We start from the raw sequence: 14,854 nt of genomic DNA, 5'->3' as shown, positions 1-14,854 counted from the left end.
TGGCGGTGGCGGAGGGATTTGAACCCTCGGACGGTGTTAGCCGTCACACGCTTTCGAGGCGTGCTCCTTAGGCCGCTCGGACACGCCACCGTGGAGCAGCTTACCGAACCGGTGGCCGCTCAACCCAATCGCTGCCGGGCGAAGAACTCCTCCAGCGGCGCCGCGCACTCCTGCGCGAGCACACCGCCACGCACCTCGGGACGATGGTTGAGCCGGCGGTCGCGAACGACGTCCCACAGCGACCCGACCGCCCCCGTCTTGGGCTCCCACGCGCCGAACACCAGCCGCGCGACGCGAGCCAGCACCAGCGCGCCCGCGCACATGGTGCACGGCTCCACGGTGACCGCCAGCGTGGCCCCCTCCAGGCGCCAGCCGTCGCCGTGCGCGCGAGCGGCCGCCCGCAGGGCCAGGATCTCCGCGTGTGCGGTCGGGTCTCCGAGGGCCTCGCGCGCGTTCACCGCGCGGGCGAGTTCGGTGCCGTCGGCGGTCACGACCACCGCGCCGATGGGCACATCACGGGGACCCGCGGTCGCGGCGGCCGCCAGTGCGGCGCGGATCAGGTCCTCGTCCGCGCCCGGCTCCGCCGCGCTCGCGGTCACCGACCGGGCCTGACGGCGGCGACCCGCCGCGCCCGGCTCCGCCGCGCTCGCGGTCACCGACCGAGGCGGTCGATCACAGACGAAAGCTGGTCGGCGAAGCCCATCTCCCGGGCGATGCGGCCCACCTGTTCGTCGGCGTAGAGGTCGCTCTCATCGAGGATGACCCCCAGCACCGCATCAGACAGCCCGATGTCTGCCAGTAAGGCCAGGTCGCCCTCCTCGAAGGGCTCGGAGTCCTCGAGGTCGTCGAGGTCCAGGTCGGCGTCCAGTTTGTCCAGGACCTCGGCGGCGATGTCGTAGTCCAGCGCGGCGGTGGCGTCCGACAGCAACAGCCGGGTTCCCGACGGGCCCGGACGGAGAATGACGAAGAACTCGTCGTCGACGTCGAGGAGCCCGAACACCGCCCCCGCACTGCGCAGTTCGCGCAGCTCCGTCTCCGCTGCCTTCAGGCTCTTCAGAGCCGTGGCCGACAGGGAATAGCACCGCCACTGGCCCTCTTCGCGCACTACGGCGACACCGAACCCGTCCGGTATCTCCGCGGACGGCCCCTGGGCCGAGGCCCGCTGTGCTTCCATGGGCGCCTACGCTAGTCGTTGACCTGGCCACTTGACCAGACGAACCGGGTCGCAGGCGGCACCGCCGTCCGGGTCTGTGCCAATCTTGGACTGTGGCGAGCCCCGTTTCGAAGACACCGGTGTGCGTGCTCGGCCTGGGGCTGATCGGCGGTTCCATCATGCGGGCGGCCGCGGCGGCCGGCCGCGAGGTGTTCGGCTACAACCGATCGGTGGAGGGCGCGCACGCCGCCGTCTCCGACGGCTTCGCCGCCGGCACCGACCTCGCCGGGACGCTGGCCCGCGCGGCGGAAACCGGAGCGTTGATCGTGCTCGCGGTCCCGGTGCCGGCGCTGGCGGGGATGCTCGCCTACGTCGCCGAGCTGGCGCCGGACTGCCCGTTGACCGATGTCACCAGCGTCAAGTGCGCGGTGCACGACGAGGTCGCCGACGCCGGTCTGCTGCGGCGCTTCGTCGGCGGTCACCCGATGACAGGCACCGCGGACTCGGGGTGGGCGGCCGGTGACGCCGGGTTGTTCACCAGGACGCCGTGGGTGGTCAGCGTCGACGACCACGTCGACCCCGGGGTGTGGTCGATGGTCACGGCCCTGGCGCTGGACTGCGGCGCCCTGGTGGTGCCGGCCCGATCCGACGAGCACGACGCCGCGGCGGCAGCCATCTCGCACCTACCGCACCTGCTCGCCGAGGCCCTCGCCGTCACCGCCGGAGAGATCCCGTTGGCCTTCGCCCTTGCCGCCGGCTCCTTCCGCGACGGCACCCGGGTCGCGGGCACCGCGCCGGACCTGGTGCGGGCCATGTGCGAAAGCAATACCGCCCGGTTGGTGCCCACCCTCGACCACGCCATCGAGCTGCTGAGCCACGCCCGCGAGTCGCTGGCGAGCCACGACTCGGTGGCCGACCTCGTCGAGGCCGGCCACGCCGCGCGCACGCGCTACGCCAGTTTCCCGCGCCACGACATCGTCGCCGTCGTCGTCGGCGCCGAGAACTGGCGCGAGGAGCTGGCCGCCGCCGGCCGCGCGGGAGGGGTGGTCAGATCCGCTCTGCCAACCCGGGATAGTCCACGATGAAACCCTCTTCGTCGACACGGACGGTGGTGTCGGCGACCGGGGAACGCAACTTGATGCCGCCCAGGCTCCCGGTGCTGGTATAGCTCACGCTGGCCGCGCTCACCGACATGTCGGGGACGTTGACGTAGACCACCGGCAGCAAGGCCGACTCCGCGCGTTCATGCAGTCCCAGACGCCGGATCGGCAGCGTGTTGAATAACGGGCTGAACACCACGTCGACGTCGAGCGCGCCGTTGAAGGCGGCGCGCCGGTCACCCTGGTGATCTGTCACCAACCACATGTTCTCCTCGTCACGGGCGACGGCGAGCACGCGTTCCCGCTCGGCCAACGTGACGGTCATCCCGAGACGCTTGGTGGCACCGATCTCGTCGGTCTGCACGTCGTAATAGGCGCCGAAGGCCGGGCTGGTCGCCGTGGCCGCTGCCACGATGCGCCCGTTGGCCCGGATCCGCTTGCCGGACACCTGGATTCGGACCGATTCCATGCGCGGGACGTCTTGCGCGCGCCAGGTCAGCATCGCCTGCCACACGCGTCGGTCTGGATCTGGGGGGTCTGCGTTCACCCGTCTACCGTAAGACGTGGCCGCCGTCCGCGGCGGCAGAGTCGGCAACTGCCCCCACCTCCCGGGATCAGTGCTGGTTTCATTCCCCGCCGGATGGGACAAAGATGTGGACATGAGCAGCCACACCCCGGCCTCCTCCGGCCAGCCGCCGCCCCAGCCCGCCAAGCCGCCCCAGTCCGGCGCGCCGCCCAAAGAACCGGCGATCGGGTTCACCCGCGCCGGCGCGCTGTGGTCGTCGCTGATCGCCGGCTTCCTGATCCTGATCCTGTTGCTGGTGTTCATCACCCAGAACACGGAGACGACGGCGTTGACGTTCCTGGGCTGGCGCTGGCACCTGCCGCTGGGGGTGGCCATCCTGCTGGCGGCGGTCGTCGGCGGGCTGATCACCGTGGCCGTCGGCACGGCGCGGATCACGCAGCTGCGCCGCGCGGCCAAGAAGAACCACGCGGTGGCCGCCCGGCAGGACCGCTAACCGGTCAGCTTGGCGAGTTCGGCCAAGCCGCGCGAGATCAAGGGTGCCACCACCTCGGGTGCGTGCTCGGATTCTCCGGCGCCTTTGCGCTGAGCCTGATCCGACATCCGCCTGCGGAAGTCGATCCCGGCCGCGATGATGGCAAGCTTGAAGTAGGCCAGCGCCATGTAGAACTCCCAGTGAGCCAGCGGCCATCCGGAGACCAGCGAGTAGCGGTCGGCCAGCTCGTCGGCGCTGGGCAACAGCGGCGAGGTCCAGGCGGCCTGCGCGTTGACGATCAGGTCCAGCGCGGGGTCCCGGTACACACACATCAGCGCCGCGTCGGACAGCGGGTCCCCCAGCGTGGAAAGCTCCCAGTCCACGACGGCCAGCACCCGGGTCGGGTCGTCGGCATCCAGGATCGTGTTGTCGATACGGTAGTCGCCGTGCACGATCGAGCTCCGGCTCTGCTGCGGGACGGAGTCGCGCAGGCCGGCATGCAGGCGGTGTACGTCGGCGTCGCGGTGGTCGTCGGGCAGGCGCACCAGCTCCCACTGCGATCCCCAGCGGCGCACCTGGCGCTCCAGGTAGCCGCTGGGTTTGCCGAAGTCCCCGAGCCCCACCGCTTCGGGGTCGACGCCGTGCAGATCGACCAGCACCCGGATCAGCGCGTCGACGCAGCCGTCGATGACGGTGTGGCTGAGCGCCTCGAGTTGGGCGCGTCGTCGCACCACCTGCCCGGCGATGAATTCGACGATCTGGAACGGCGCACCCAGTACCGACTCGTCCTCGCACAGCGCGATCGCGCGCGCCACCGGAACCGGCGTGTCCCGTAGGGCGGCGACCACGCGGTACTCGCGGGCCATGTCGTGCGCCGACGGGGTGAGGCCGTGCAGTGGTGGGCGCCGCACCAGCCAGTCGGCCTTGTCGTCGTAGACCCGGTAGGTCAGGTTGGAACGACCGCCGGAGATGAACTCCACCTGCAGGTCGCCGTCGCGTTCGATGCCGAGCGACCGCAGATAACGGTCCAGCCCGGCCAGGTCGAGGCCCTCGGGTTGATCAGCTGACGTCACCGGACTTGTTTACCATCGCCGGTCACCCGGCGGTGATTTCGGGGCAGCAGGTCCCAGACGTGCTCGGTGGTGTTGACCGTGGCCACCGTCGCCTGGCCGGACCGGGAGAACAACAGGCGGGTCACCGAGGCGTAGTCGATGGGAAAGGACAGCAACCGCGCGGTGCCCAGGATCTCGTGCAGCAGCACGTTGATCACCCCGCCGTGGCCGAACACCGCCACCGTGTCGTCGTGGTCGGCCGCCGCGACGACGTCGTCGAGCCCGGCACGCACCCGCACGCGAAACGCGTCCTCGTCGACCGCGCTGGGCAGATGCCCGGAAGCCATGCGCGCCCACTCCTCGGGCCGCTCCACACGGATCTGTTCGACGGGAATGTAGAGGGGGAGGTCGCGATCGTATTCGGCGAACCGATCGTCGACCTCGACCGGCAGCTCGTGAGCCGCCGCGACCGGCTCCGCGGTCTGCACCGCGCGGCGCTGGGGGCTGCTCACCACGCGGCCGACACGGAACCTGGCCAGCGCCGCGGGCAGGCGCCCGGCCTGCGCCAGCCCTTCTTCCGACAGCTCGGGATCGGAGCCTTCACCGGGTTCGCTGCGCAGGGGCAGGGCATGCCGGACCAGAAGCACTTGCATGCGACAAGCCTCGCATGCGGCGGCGAGCCCGTTGCCCGACGTGCGGAGAATGTTATTCTCCGCACGGAGAGTGGGGTGCGCAATGGGTCTTGGCGGTGAGACCGGACCGGACGCGGCCGTGCTGGGCCGGTGGCTCGACGCCAACGACGCCCCGGGCGGCGGCGAGCCACCATCGCTGGAACCACTGAAAGGTGGTTCGCAGAACGCGCTGTACCGGATCGACCGCGGCGGGCAGGCAATGGTGCTGCGGATGCCCGGGGCCCGCGCCGATACCGCCCGCATCGACGGCCTGCTCCGCGAGATCCGCCTGGTGCGGGCACTGTCCGGCACCGATGTGCCCCACGCGGAGCTGATCGCCGCCGACGACACCGGCACCGTGCTCGGAATGCCTTTCTACGTGATGCGTGCGATCGACGGGTGGAGCCCGATGGACGGCGGCTGGCCGGCGCCGTTCGACGTCGACCTAGCGGCCCGCCGCGGGCTGGCGTTCGAGCTGGTGGGGGGCGCCGCCAAATTGGGCCGGGTGGACTGGCGCGCCCAAGGCCTCGAGGGCTTCGGCCGGCCCGACGGATTCCACGAACGGCAGGTCGCCCGCTGGCTGGCGTTTCTGGCCGCCTACCAGGTCCGCGAGCTTCCCGGCCTGGACGCGGCCGCCGACTGGCTGCGGCGCAACCGGCCCGCGTCGTATGAGGCCGGCATCATGCACGGCGACTACCAGTTCGCCAACGTGATGTTCGCGCGCGGGGCGCCGGCCAGGCTGGCCGCGATCGTGGGCTGGGAAATGACCGCGGTCGGAGACCCCCTGCTCGACCTCGCCTGGGCGCTGCTGGGCTACGACGGCGAACACCCCAGCGACGGCGGCTTTTATCTCGACATGAACGGCATGCCGACCCGCAGCGAGTTGCTGGAGCACTACGAGAAGCTCAGCGGGCTGTCCACCGAGAACATCGATTACTACCTGGTGCTGGCCAACTGGAAACTCGGCATCGTGCTGGAGAAGACGTATGCCGCCGGGGTGCGCACCGGGAAGGTGGATCCCAAGGTGCAGGACGCGTTCGCGGCGATGATCCCCAAGCTGATCTCCACCGCCGCCGAGCTGGCCCGCTCGCCACCGAGGAAGGCGGGCTGAAATGGGTTATGCCGAAAACCTTTTCGACCTCACCGACCGGGTTGTGCTGATCACCGGCGGCAGCCGGGGCCTGGGCCGCGAGATCGCGTTCGCCGCCGCCCGTTGCGGCGCCGCCGTGGTGATCGCAAGCCGCAACCTGGACAACTGCGTGGCGACCGCCAAGGAGATCGAGGCCGCGACGGGGCGCTGCGCCATGCCTACCAGGTGCACGTCGGGCGCTGGGACCAGCTCGACGGCCCGGTCGAGGCGACCTACGAACGGTTCGGCAAGGTCGACACCCTGGTCAACAACGCCGGCATGTCGCCGCTGTACGACACGCTGACCGACGTCACCGAGAAGCTGTTCGATGCAGTGGTCAACCTGAACCTCAAAGGGCCGTTCCGGTTGTCGGCGCTGGTCGGCGAGAAGATGGTGGCAGCCGGGCGCGGCTCGATCATCAACGTCAGCTCCACCGGCTCGCTGCGTCCCAATGGCGGCATCATTCCCTACGCCGCGGCAAAGGCCGGCCTCAACGCGATGACCGAAGGCCTGGCGCAGGCGTTCGGGCCGACGGTCCGCGTGAACACCCTGATGGCCGGACCGTTTCTCACCGACGTGAGCACAGCGTGGAACCTCGACGCGGCGACGCAGAACCCCTTCGCCCACCTCGCACTGCGACGGGCCGGAAATCCGCCCGAAATCGTCGGCGCAGCGCTGTTCCTGGCGTCCGACGCGTCCAGCTTCACCACCGGCTCCATCGTGCGGGCCGACGGCGGAATCCCCTAACCGATAGGAGCCTTGGATGCCTTGGGACTTCTCCACCGAGCCGGAATTCGAGAAAAAGCTCGATTGGGTCCGCGAGTTCGTGCGTGAGGAGGTCGAACCCCTCGAGATATTGTTCCCCGGCTGCGAGTTCCTGCCGCTGAACGACGAACGCCGCCGGATCGTCGACCCCCTCAAGCAGCAGGTCCGCGACAACGGGTTGTGGGCGCCGCATCTGGGTCCCGATCTGGGCGGGCAGGGGTTCGGCGCGGTCAAGCTGACGCTGATCAACGAGATCCTGGGTCGCAGCCCGTGGGCGCCGATCGTGTTCGGCACCCAGGCGCCCGACACCGGCAACGCAGAGATCATCGCCCGCTTCGGCACGCGGGACCAGAAGGACAACTACCTGTCGGGGCTGCTGTCCGGGGAGATCTTCTCGTGCTTTTCGATGACCGAGCCGCAGGGCGGCTCGGACCCACGCGTCTTCACCACCACAGCCGTCCGCGATGGGCACGACTGGGTGATCACGGGGCGGAAATACTTCTCCTCCAACGCGTCGGTCGCCTCGTTCTTCATCGTCGTCACGATCATCGACCCCGACGTCCCGGTCCACCACGGTGCCTCGACGTTCCTGATTCCGGCCGGCACCGACGGGCTGCGGGTCGAGGCCACCCACCACCTGGTCGGTGCGCTGCCCCACGAGGCCGGTCACTCCCTGGTGCACTACGACGGGGTGCGGGTGCCCGGGGACGCGCTGCTCGGAGAACCGGGGCAGGGCTTCATGATCCTGCAGGCGCGGCTGGCCGGCGGGCGGCTGCACCACGCGATGCGCTCGATCGGGGTGGCCCAGCGCGCGGTCGAGATGATGTCCAGGCGCGCGAAAAGCCGCTTCACTCAGGGTAGTTCGCTGGCCGACAAACAGCTGGTGCAGGCCTTTGTCGCCGACTCATACACCGAGCTGACGCCCTTCCGGCTGGCCGTGCTGCACGCCGCATGGCTCATCGACACCGCCGGCGAGCATGCGGCCCGCCCGGAGATCGCCGCCTGCAAGATCCTGGCGTCGAAAGTGCTGAAATCGATTGGCATGCACGCTATCCAGGTGCACGGCGCGCTGGGCGCCACCGACCAGCTGCCGCTGGTCAATGTGCTGCTCGGCGGCGTGGTGCTCGGGCTGGCCGACGGCCCCACCGAGGCCCACAAGGTCAACCTGGCCAAGATGTTGCTCAAGGGGTACCAGGCCGAAGACGCCGCGTGGCCCAGCGAGATGCGCGACGTGCGCCGCGAAGCCACCCGCGCCAAATACGGCGACCTCGTTGACCATTAGCCTGGCCGCCGGTTCGCACCTGACCGGCATGACGCGCACGGCCGCTGGGCAGCCCGCGTTCAACTGCACAGCCGCCATCCGCCGCCGCGTCGGCTCTTCCGACGACCGGCCGGGCCCCGAGGACGTCGCGCACCTGGTGCGGTTCTGCCTGCAGGAGCTGGGGGCCGGCTGATGCGCGCTGCCGTCTGTCGGTCCTACGGCGCACCCGAGGACCTGGTCGTCGACGAGCTACCCGACCCGGTGCCCGGTCGCGGCCAGCTGGTGGTGCGGGTCCACGCTGCCGCGGTCAACTTCCCCGACGTGCTGCTGATCGCCGGCAAGTACCAGATCAAGATCCCGGTCCCGTTCGTCCCGGGCAGCGAGCTGGCCGGCGAGGTGGTGGCCGTCGGCGCGGGCGCACCGTTCCGGGCCGGCCAGCGGGTCGCCGCCATCACACCCACCGGGGCATTCGCCGAGCAAGCCCTGCTCGATGCGGGATCGGTGACGCTCATCCCCGACGGCGCCGACTTCGCCTCGGCAGCGGCCTTCGGCGTCACCTACCGCACCGCGTATCACGCGCTGCGCTCGATTGCCTCTGTGCAGCAAGGGGAGTGGGTGGTGGTGCTGGGTGCCGCAGGAGGCGTGGGGCTGGCGGCGGTCGATCTGGCGGTGGCCATGGGCGCCCGGGTGCTGGCGGCCGCGTCCAGCGCGGACAAGCTCGCGCTGTGCCGGCAGCGGGGCGCCGAGGCGGTCATCGACTACGATTCCGAGGACCTCAAGTCGCGCATCCGCGAGCTGGCCGGGGACGCCGCGCGCGTGGTACTGGACCCCGTCGGGGGAGCGTATGCGGAGCCGGCGTTGCGCGTCCTGACCCGCGGCGGGACGTTTGTCACCCTGGGCTACGCCGCGGGAACCATCCCGTCCATCCCGCTGAATCCGGTTCTGCTCAAAGGCATCACGCTGTGCGGCATGGAGGTCCGGACATTCATGGCCGACCGGCCCGATGACGCGGCGCGCGACGTACTCGAGCTCTCGCAGATGTTCGCGGCCGGCGCGGTCGCGCCCTACATCGGCGCCCGATTCCCGTTGCACGAGACGGCGGCGGCGTTGCGGCACGTGGCCGACCGCAAGGCGGTCGGCAAGGTGGTGATCGACGTCAGGGCGTGACGATGTTGAAGGCCGGGTCGGGTGCGTCGAGCACGCCGAGAATTGCCTGCAGCGCCTCCCGGTCCCCCGATATCCGCAAGCCCGGCGAGTCGAAGTCGCCCATCGCGACGGTCAGCAGGCGGAGCTTGCCGTCCACGCTCACGGTCACCGACGCGGTCGCCGGGTCCGCGGCGACCTTGCGATGGACCAGCACGCCGTTGCGCAGCGCGAGTCGGTAATTGACCGCAAGGTCAGCGAATTCGACATCGACGGTGACGTCGAGTGCCCAGGCCCGCGGCCCGTCGACGCGGGTGGCCAGGGCGTCGAAGATCTGCTCCGGGGTGAGCTGCGCCAGCAGCGACAGCGACGTCGCGGTGGTGGCGGTGCCCAGGTTGCCGTCCCGCAATTCGGTTGCGCCGCTGAGGAAAAAGTTGCGCCAGGTCGCGTTCTCCGCGCCGTAGGCGAGCTGCTCGAGGGTATCGGCGTACAGATCGCGGGCACCGGAGTGACCGCTGTCGGTGAACATCGCATGATCGAGCAAGGTGGCCGCCCAACGGAAATCGCCCGACTCGAATGCGGCGGCGGCGAGTTCGACCACCCGGTCGACCCCGCCCATCGCCGCCACATACCGGGGCCCGATGGCTTCCGGGGGATGGGGCCACAGGCGGGCCGGGTTGCCGTCGAACCAGCCCATGTAGCGCTGGTAGACCGCCTTGACGTTGTGGCTGACCGACCCGTAGTAGCCGTGGGTGTGCCAGGCCCGCTCCAGGGCCGGCGGCATCTGGAACATCTCGGCGATCTCGGCCCCGGTGTACCCGCGGTTGACCAACCGCAGCGTCTGGTCGTGCAGGTAGGCATACAGGTCGCGCTGCAGCGAGAGGAACTCGACGATGCGCTCGCGTCCCCAGGTCGGCCAGTGATGGGAGGCGAACACCACGTCGGCGCGGTCGCCGAAGGCGTCGATCGCCTCGGTGAGATAGCCCGACCACGCGCGCGGGTCGCGGACCAGCGCGCCGCGCAGGGTCAACAGGTTGTGCAGGTTGTGGGTGGCGTTCTCGGCCATGCACAGCGCGCGGAAACCAGGAAAGTAGAAGTGCATCTCGGCCGGCGCCTCGGTGCCGGGCGCCATCTGGAACTCGATCTCCACGCCGTCGACGGTGTGCTTCTCGCCGGTGCGCCGGATGACCAGCGTCGGAACGATGACGGCCACCTCGCCGGTGGACGGGGCCTGCCCGAGCCCGCAGCCAACCTGGCCGCGGGGTCCGCGCGGCAGCAATGTGCCGTACATGTACGTCGCGCGCCGGGTCATCGCCGGGCCCGCGTACACGTTCTCCTGCACCGCGTGTTCGATGAACCCCTCCGGGGCCAGGATCGCGACCGCGCCGGCGTCCACGTCGGCCTGCGAGGTGACGCCCAGGACGCCGCCGAAGTGGTCGACGTGGCTGTGGGTGTAGATGACCGCGGCGACGGGCCGCTCGCCGCCGCGGTGAGCGCGGTAGAGCCCCAGGGCCGCGGCGGCCACCTCGGTGGACACCAGCGGGTCGATCACGATGATCCCGGTGTCGCCCTCGACGAAAGTGACGTTGGACAGGTCCAGACCACGCACCTGGTAGATGCCCGGAACCACCTCGTAGAGGCCCTGTTTGGCGGCCAGGGTCGACTGCCGCCACAGGCTGGGGTGCACCGTCGCCGGCGCTGGTCCGCCCAGGAAGGCGTACGCGTCGTTGTCCCACACGACGCGACCGTCGTCCGCCTTGACGACGCACGGGGACAAGGCCGCGATGAAGCCACGGTCCGCGTCACCGAAATCAGTCGTGTCCGCCAAGGGCAGAACGTGTTGGCGATGCGCCGCCTCGATGATCGCGGTGGGGGGTTTGTGAATCACGGACACAGCGTGTCACGTCCGGCAACTCATGAACACGCAAAGAGTTTCCCTCAGGCCCTGGTCTTTGCTCCCGCACACCCGCATACTCCCCGAAAGGTCCCCGAGAGCAAAGGACCGCAAACATCGGGCAAAGGAGCACGGGTGAAGCGTGGACTGGCGGTCGCGGTAACCGGGGCGGCGATTCTGGCGGCAGGAATTTCCGGTTGTTCGAGCAATAAGTCGACGACGGGCAGTTCCGGGCCGAGCTCGGGTACGAGCTCGGCGGCGAGCTCCGGCGCGTCGGCCGGGTCCAAGGTTGTCATCGACGGCAAGGACCAAAAAGTCAGTGGCACAACGGTGTGCAGCACCGCAGGCAGCACGATCACCATTGCGATCGGGGGTTCGGCCACCGGTATCGCGGCCGTGCTCACCGACGGCAACCCGCCCGAGGTGAAGTCCGTCGGGCTGGGCAACGTCAACGGGGTGACGCTCGGCTATGCACCGGGCACCGGCCAGGGCAGGGCCTCGGCGACCAGGAACGGCACGGGCTACACGATCACCGGCACGGCCACGGGGGTGAACATGGCAAACCCCATGCAGCCGGTGAGCAAGCCGTTCGAAATCGAGGTGAACTGTTCCAGCTAATCGCTGAGCGGCAATCGCACCGTGAATTCGGTGCGACCGGGGGCGCTGTCCACCGTGATGGTCCCCTGGTGCGCCCGCACGACCGCGGAGACGATCGCCAGCCCCAGACCGGTGCTGCCTCCCTTGCGGGAGCGCGAAGTGTCACCGCGCGCGAAGCGTTCGAACACCTCCGATTGCAGGGCTGGCGGAATCCCGGGCCCGTCGTCGATCACCTGCATCACGGCATATCCGGGTTCGGCGCTCAGCCGCGCCGTCACGACGGTGCCCGCGCCGGTGTGGATGTGGGCATTCGCGAGCAGATTCGTGACCACCTGGTGCAGCCGCGCCGCGTCGCCGGTGACGATCACCGGTTCCTCGGGTAGGTCCAGCTCCCACCGGTGGTCCGGTCCGGAGACGTGCGCGTCGCTGACCGCGTCGACCGCCAGCCTCGACAGGTCCACCGGCTCGCGTTCCAGCGGGCGGCCGGAGTCCAGGCGGGCCAGCAACAGCAGGTCCTCGACGAGGCGCGTGATCCGATCCGTCTCCGATGCCACCCGGCTCATCGCGTGCTCCACCGCCTCGCGGTCATCACCCAGACGTTGCGTGAGTTCGGTGTAGCCGCGAATCGCGGCCAGCGGCGTGCGAAGCTCGTGGCTGGCGTCGGCGACGAACTGGCGGACCCGGGTCTCGCTGGCCTGGCGCGCCGACAGCGCCGCGGCGATGTGGTCGAGCATCCGGTTGAGCGCCGACCCCAGCTGGCCCACCTCGGTGTGCGGGTTGGCATCGGATTCGGGAACACGCACCGGCAGCTTCACCTCACCGCGGTCCAACGGGGTGTCGACGACTTCACGGGCGGTCTGTGCGACGCGGCGCAGTGGCGCCAGCGCCCGCCGGATGATGACGACCCCGGCGGTAGTGGCCGCGACGAGCGCGATCACGGTGACGATCGCGAGGATGACCAGCATACGGATCATGGTGGCGTCGACGTTCGCCATCGACAGACCCGTGACGATGATGTCGTTGGCACTCCGGCTCGGCGCGGCCACCACGCGGTAACGGCCAAGGCCGTCGAGGTCCAGCGTCACCGGCGCGCGACTGTGGGCGATACGCGCGAGTTGCGCCTGCGCCGAGGGGGTCACGGCGGCCCGGGTGCCAATGGGGGTCAGGTAGCCGGCGTCGACGGTCCTGCCGTCGCTGACCACGGCGGCCACCATCCCCGCCGGCTGCCCTGGAGCGTCGAGAAACCGCGGGCCCGGTCCGGGCCTCGGAGACGGGTGCGGGTGGTTCCACCGGCCCGGATGGGACCGTTCGTGGTACATCAGTGCCGAGCGGTAGGACGTCCCGGCGAGTTGCCCGTCGAGCTGGGCCACGAGGTGGCGCAGCAGCGAGAGTTCGGTCGCGGCGGTGATCCCGATGCACACCACCGCGAGCACCACGACCTGTCCGACCAGCAGCTGCAGCCGCAGCGACCAGACCCGCCGGACGCCGCTGCGCTTATTCCTCACCTCTTAGCGGACCGGCTTGAGGACATAGCCCGCCCCGCGCAACGTGTGGATCATGGGCTCGCGGCCGTTGTCGATCTTCTTGCGCAGGTAGGAAATGTAGAGCTCCACGATGTTGGACCGGCCGCCGAAATCGTAACTCCATACCCGGTCGAGGATCTGTGCCTTGCTCAGCACGCGCCTGGAGTTACGCATCATGAACCGCAACAGCTCAAACTCGGTGGACGTCAACGAGATCGGCTCGCCGGCGCGGCTCACTTCGTGACTGTCCTCGTCCAGCAACAGGTCCCCGACCACCAGTTGCGCGCCGCTGTCCAGCGTGGTCACCCCGGTACGCCGCAACAGCGCCCGCAGCCGCAGCACCACCTCTTCGATGCTGAACGGTTTGGTGACGTAATCGTCACCGCCCGCGGTCAGCCCGGCGATGCGGTCTTCCAGTGCGTCTTTGGCGGTCAGCAGCAGCACGGGCAGCTGCGGATTCTCCTCGCGCAGCTTGCGCAGCACGTCGAGCCCGCTCATGTCGGGCAGCATCACGTCGAGGACGACCACGTCCGGACGCTGGGCGCGCGCGGCCGCCATCGCCGACGCCCCGTCAACAGCGGTGGCGATGGCCCACCCCTCGTAACGCAGCGCCATCGCCACCATCTCGGCCAGGACGGCCTCGTCGTCGACGACCAACACGTTGATCGGGTTGCCGTCGGCCCGGCACATGACGACCCGCTCCACCGAGGCCCGCGGTTGCGTCACGGGTTCCAGTATGCTCGGCCGGCTGAGCCGTCGCTAAGTCGTTGCTATGCGTGTGCTGTGAAACAAAAACGCGTAGCCGCCGAAGCGGTCACGTGATTTTTCACGGTGGGACGTCTAGTGGTCTTGCCCGTTAATCCGTCGGGCCCGTTCGCTGGGGCGTCGAGACTGCGGTGGCAGCGCCGAAACGCGAAAAAAGTAGCGCTGAGCACAGTCTCGACGCCGCCAGCGCAGACTCGGCACCAGCGGCGTCTCGCCTGGAACCCGGCACGCACCCAGGCCGCACTGCGGCGATGGCACGAATCCACGGCCGGGGCAGCCCGGTGATCTGCCGGGGTCCCTCAGGGACAGGCGGCCCGACCCTGTTGTCACGCCCGCAAGCCCTCCCCCGGAATGATCATGGAGCTCGGTGGCGATGGCGGCGACGGCATGGGAGCCTCAGGAACCGCAGCGCTGACCCGTGCCGCGTGCCTGGCGTCCCCGGTGTCTCGTCGGTGTGGTGGGGTGTTCGTCTGATATTGCTGCAGTGAAATAATCTTCACCGTTTTCAGCCCTGTGGTGAGACTGGCCTGCTGGATGTGGCCGCTGCGTTGCCGGGGCCGTGACTCCGGGAGCGCCACCGGGACACGGCGTGCAAGCCCGCTCCGGCAGCGATCAGCGCCATCCCCACGGCCAGCAGCAACCATGGGCTCAGTCCGTTGACCCAATCCGCCAGCCGGCTCTGCACGGTGCCGACGGCCCGCACCACGGGGTCGCCGGCGTCGGCATCGGTGTAGTAGAGCCGGATTTCGTAATAGCCGTAGTAGGCCACGTACAGACCGGTGAGCAGCACGACGACCCCGGCG

At 69.6% G+C, this 14,854-nt stretch carries 15 protein-coding genes, 1 tRNA gene and 2 pseudogenes; 8 read left to right on the top strand and 10 right to left on the bottom strand.

Features of this window, described 5'->3' with window-relative positions; genetic code table 11:
* From ACOJVU_RS19325 to ACOJVU_RS19315, 3 genes are all read right to left on the bottom strand, one after another.
* A tRNA-Ser gene (locus ACOJVU_RS19325) sits at window positions 1-90 on the bottom strand.
* Window positions 91-119: 29 nt separating this feature from the next.
* A complete protein-coding gene (locus tag ACOJVU_RS19320) occupies window positions 120-599 on the bottom strand; it encodes a nucleoside deaminase (RefSeq protein ID WP_421531247.1) in 480 nt (159 codons plus the stop codon).
* Between the two features lie 53 nt (window positions 600-652).
* On the bottom strand, window positions 653-1,174 hold the full coding sequence (locus tag ACOJVU_RS19315) for a tRNA adenosine deaminase-associated protein (RefSeq protein ID WP_421531246.1): 522 nt from the start codon (window positions 1,172-1,174) through the stop codon (window positions 653-655).
* Window positions 1,175-1,293: 119 nt separating this feature from the next.
* On the opposite strand from ACOJVU_RS19315, the gene ACOJVU_RS19310 reads away from it, so the two are divergent.
* A complete protein-coding gene (locus ACOJVU_RS19310) occupies window positions 1,294-2,238 on the top strand; it encodes a prephenate dehydrogenase (RefSeq protein WP_421531249.1) in 945 nt (314 codons plus the stop codon).
* Here the strand turns inward: ACOJVU_RS19310 and ACOJVU_RS19305 are convergent.
* Complete coding sequence (locus tag ACOJVU_RS19305; RefSeq protein WP_421531245.1) at window positions 2,201-2,800, bottom strand: putative glycolipid-binding domain-containing protein; 600 nt, start codon at window positions 2,798-2,800, stop codon at window positions 2,201-2,203. The two genes, ACOJVU_RS19310 and ACOJVU_RS19305, sit on opposite strands and share 38 nt — an antisense overlap.
* Window positions 2,801-2,912: 112 nt before the next feature.
* Here ACOJVU_RS19305 and ACOJVU_RS19300 point away from each other — a divergent pair, with 112 nt between their 5' ends.
* Window positions 2,913-3,272 carry a LapA family protein gene (locus ACOJVU_RS19300; protein WP_421531244.1) on the top strand — a complete coding sequence of 120 codons (360 nt, stop codon included), beginning with the start codon at window positions 2,913-2,915 and terminating at the stop codon, window positions 3,270-3,272.
* Here ACOJVU_RS19300 and ACOJVU_RS19295 read toward each other — a convergent pair.
* Entirely contained in the window at window positions 3,269-4,324 is a 1,056-nt protein-coding gene (locus ACOJVU_RS19295) for a phosphotransferase family protein (protein WP_421531243.1), read from the bottom strand. The two genes, ACOJVU_RS19300 and ACOJVU_RS19295, sit on opposite strands and share 4 nt — an antisense overlap.
* A complete protein-coding gene (locus ACOJVU_RS19290; RefSeq protein WP_421531242.1) occupies window positions 4,321-4,956 on the bottom strand; it encodes a histidine phosphatase family protein in 636 nt (211 codons plus the stop codon). Before ACOJVU_RS19290 ends, ACOJVU_RS19295 begins: the two co-directional genes overlap by 4 nt.
* Before the next feature lie 82 nt (window positions 4,957-5,038).
* Between ACOJVU_RS19290 and ACOJVU_RS19285 the strand changes: the two genes are divergently transcribed.
* The 5 genes and pseudogenes from ACOJVU_RS19285 (at window position 5,039) to ACOJVU_RS19265 (ending at window position 9,296) form a co-directional block, all read left to right on the top strand.
* Window positions 5,039-6,085, top strand: a complete 1,047-nt coding sequence (locus ACOJVU_RS19285) for a phosphotransferase family protein (protein ID WP_421531241.1) — start codon at window positions 5,039-5,041, stop codon at window positions 6,083-6,085.
* Between the two features lies 1 nt (window position 6,086).
* Window positions 6,087-6,850, top strand: a pseudogene (locus ACOJVU_RS19280) (SDR family NAD(P)-dependent oxidoreductase).
* Window positions 6,851-6,866: 16 nt separating this feature from the next.
* Complete coding sequence (locus ACOJVU_RS19275; protein WP_421531240.1) at window positions 6,867-8,150, top strand: acyl-CoA dehydrogenase family protein; 1,284 nt, start codon at window positions 6,867-6,869, stop codon at window positions 8,148-8,150.
* A complete protein-coding gene (locus ACOJVU_RS19270; RefSeq protein ID WP_421531239.1) occupies window positions 8,140-8,322 on the top strand; it encodes a hypothetical protein in 183 nt (60 codons plus the stop codon). Before ACOJVU_RS19275 ends, ACOJVU_RS19270 begins: the two co-directional genes overlap by 11 nt.
* Window positions 8,322-9,296: an NADPH:quinone oxidoreductase family protein gene (locus ACOJVU_RS19265; protein WP_421531238.1), complete on the top strand. Its 975-nt coding sequence runs from the start codon at window positions 8,322-8,324 to the stop codon at window positions 9,294-9,296. The genes ACOJVU_RS19270 and ACOJVU_RS19265 overlap by 1 nt, the downstream gene beginning before the upstream one ends.
* On the opposite strand, the gene ACOJVU_RS19260 is transcribed toward ACOJVU_RS19265, so the two are convergent.
* Window positions 9,286-11,166, bottom strand: a complete 1,881-nt coding sequence (locus ACOJVU_RS19260; RefSeq protein WP_421531237.1) for an alkyl/aryl-sulfatase — start codon at window positions 11,164-11,166, stop codon at window positions 9,286-9,288. The genes ACOJVU_RS19265 and ACOJVU_RS19260 overlap by 11 nt on opposite strands.
* A 135-nt stretch (window positions 11,167-11,301) precedes the next feature.
* Here ACOJVU_RS19260 and ACOJVU_RS19255 point away from each other — a divergent pair, with 135 nt between their 5' ends.
* Complete coding sequence (locus ACOJVU_RS19255; protein WP_421531236.1) at window positions 11,302-11,784, top strand: lipoprotein LpqH; 483 nt, start codon at window positions 11,302-11,304, stop codon at window positions 11,782-11,784.
* Here ACOJVU_RS19255 and ACOJVU_RS19250 read toward each other — a convergent pair.
* From ACOJVU_RS19250 to ACOJVU_RS19240, 3 genes and pseudogenes are all read right to left on the bottom strand, one after another.
* Window positions 11,781-13,268 carry a sensor histidine kinase gene (locus tag ACOJVU_RS19250; protein WP_421531235.1) on the bottom strand — a complete coding sequence of 496 codons (1,488 nt, stop codon included), beginning with the start codon at window positions 13,266-13,268 and terminating at the stop codon, window positions 11,781-11,783. The genes ACOJVU_RS19255 and ACOJVU_RS19250 overlap by 4 nt on opposite strands.
* A gap of 3 nt (window positions 13,269-13,271) precedes the next feature.
* A complete protein-coding gene (locus ACOJVU_RS19245) occupies window positions 13,272-13,976 on the bottom strand; it encodes a response regulator transcription factor (protein ID WP_421531248.1) in 705 nt (234 codons plus the stop codon).
* Window positions 13,977-14,556: 580 nt separating this feature from the next.
* A pseudogene (locus ACOJVU_RS19240) lies at window positions 14,557-14,854 on the bottom strand (hypothetical protein); the annotation flags it as partial.

It is taken from the genome of Mycobacterium sp. THU-M104 (assembly GCF_049197365.1).
In the GTDB taxonomy this organism is placed as follows: domain Bacteria; phylum Actinomycetota; class Actinomycetes; order Mycobacteriales; family Mycobacteriaceae; genus Mycobacterium.
This window is presented reverse-complemented; position numbering and strand designations above follow the sequence as displayed.

Excerpts from the sequence above, each read along its gene's own strand:
- ACOJVU_RS19245 (WP_421531248.1), bottom strand. The coding sequence starts at position 13,976 with ATGTGCCGGGCCGACGGCAACCCGATCAACGTGTTGGTCGTCGACGAC.
- ACOJVU_RS19285 (WP_421531241.1), top strand. The coding sequence starts at position 5,039 with ATGGGTCTTGGCGGTGAGACCGGACCGGACGCGGCCGTGCTGGGCCGG.
- ACOJVU_RS19265 (WP_421531238.1), top strand. The coding sequence starts at position 8,322 with ATGCGCGCTGCCGTCTGTCGGTCCTACGGCGCACCCGAGGACCTGGTC.
- ACOJVU_RS19315 (WP_421531246.1), bottom strand. The coding sequence starts at position 1,174 with ATGGAAGCACAGCGGGCCTCGGCCCAGGGGCCGTCCGCGGAGATACCG.
- ACOJVU_RS19290 (WP_421531242.1), bottom strand. The coding sequence starts at position 4,956 with ATGCAAGTGCTTCTGGTCCGGCATGCCCTGCCCCTGCGCAGCGAACCC.
- ACOJVU_RS19275 (WP_421531240.1), top strand. The coding sequence starts at position 6,867 with ATGCCTTGGGACTTCTCCACCGAGCCGGAATTCGAGAAAAAGCTCGAT.
- ACOJVU_RS19300 (WP_421531244.1), top strand. The coding sequence starts at position 2,913 with ATGAGCAGCCACACCCCGGCCTCCTCCGGCCAGCCGCCGCCCCAGCCC.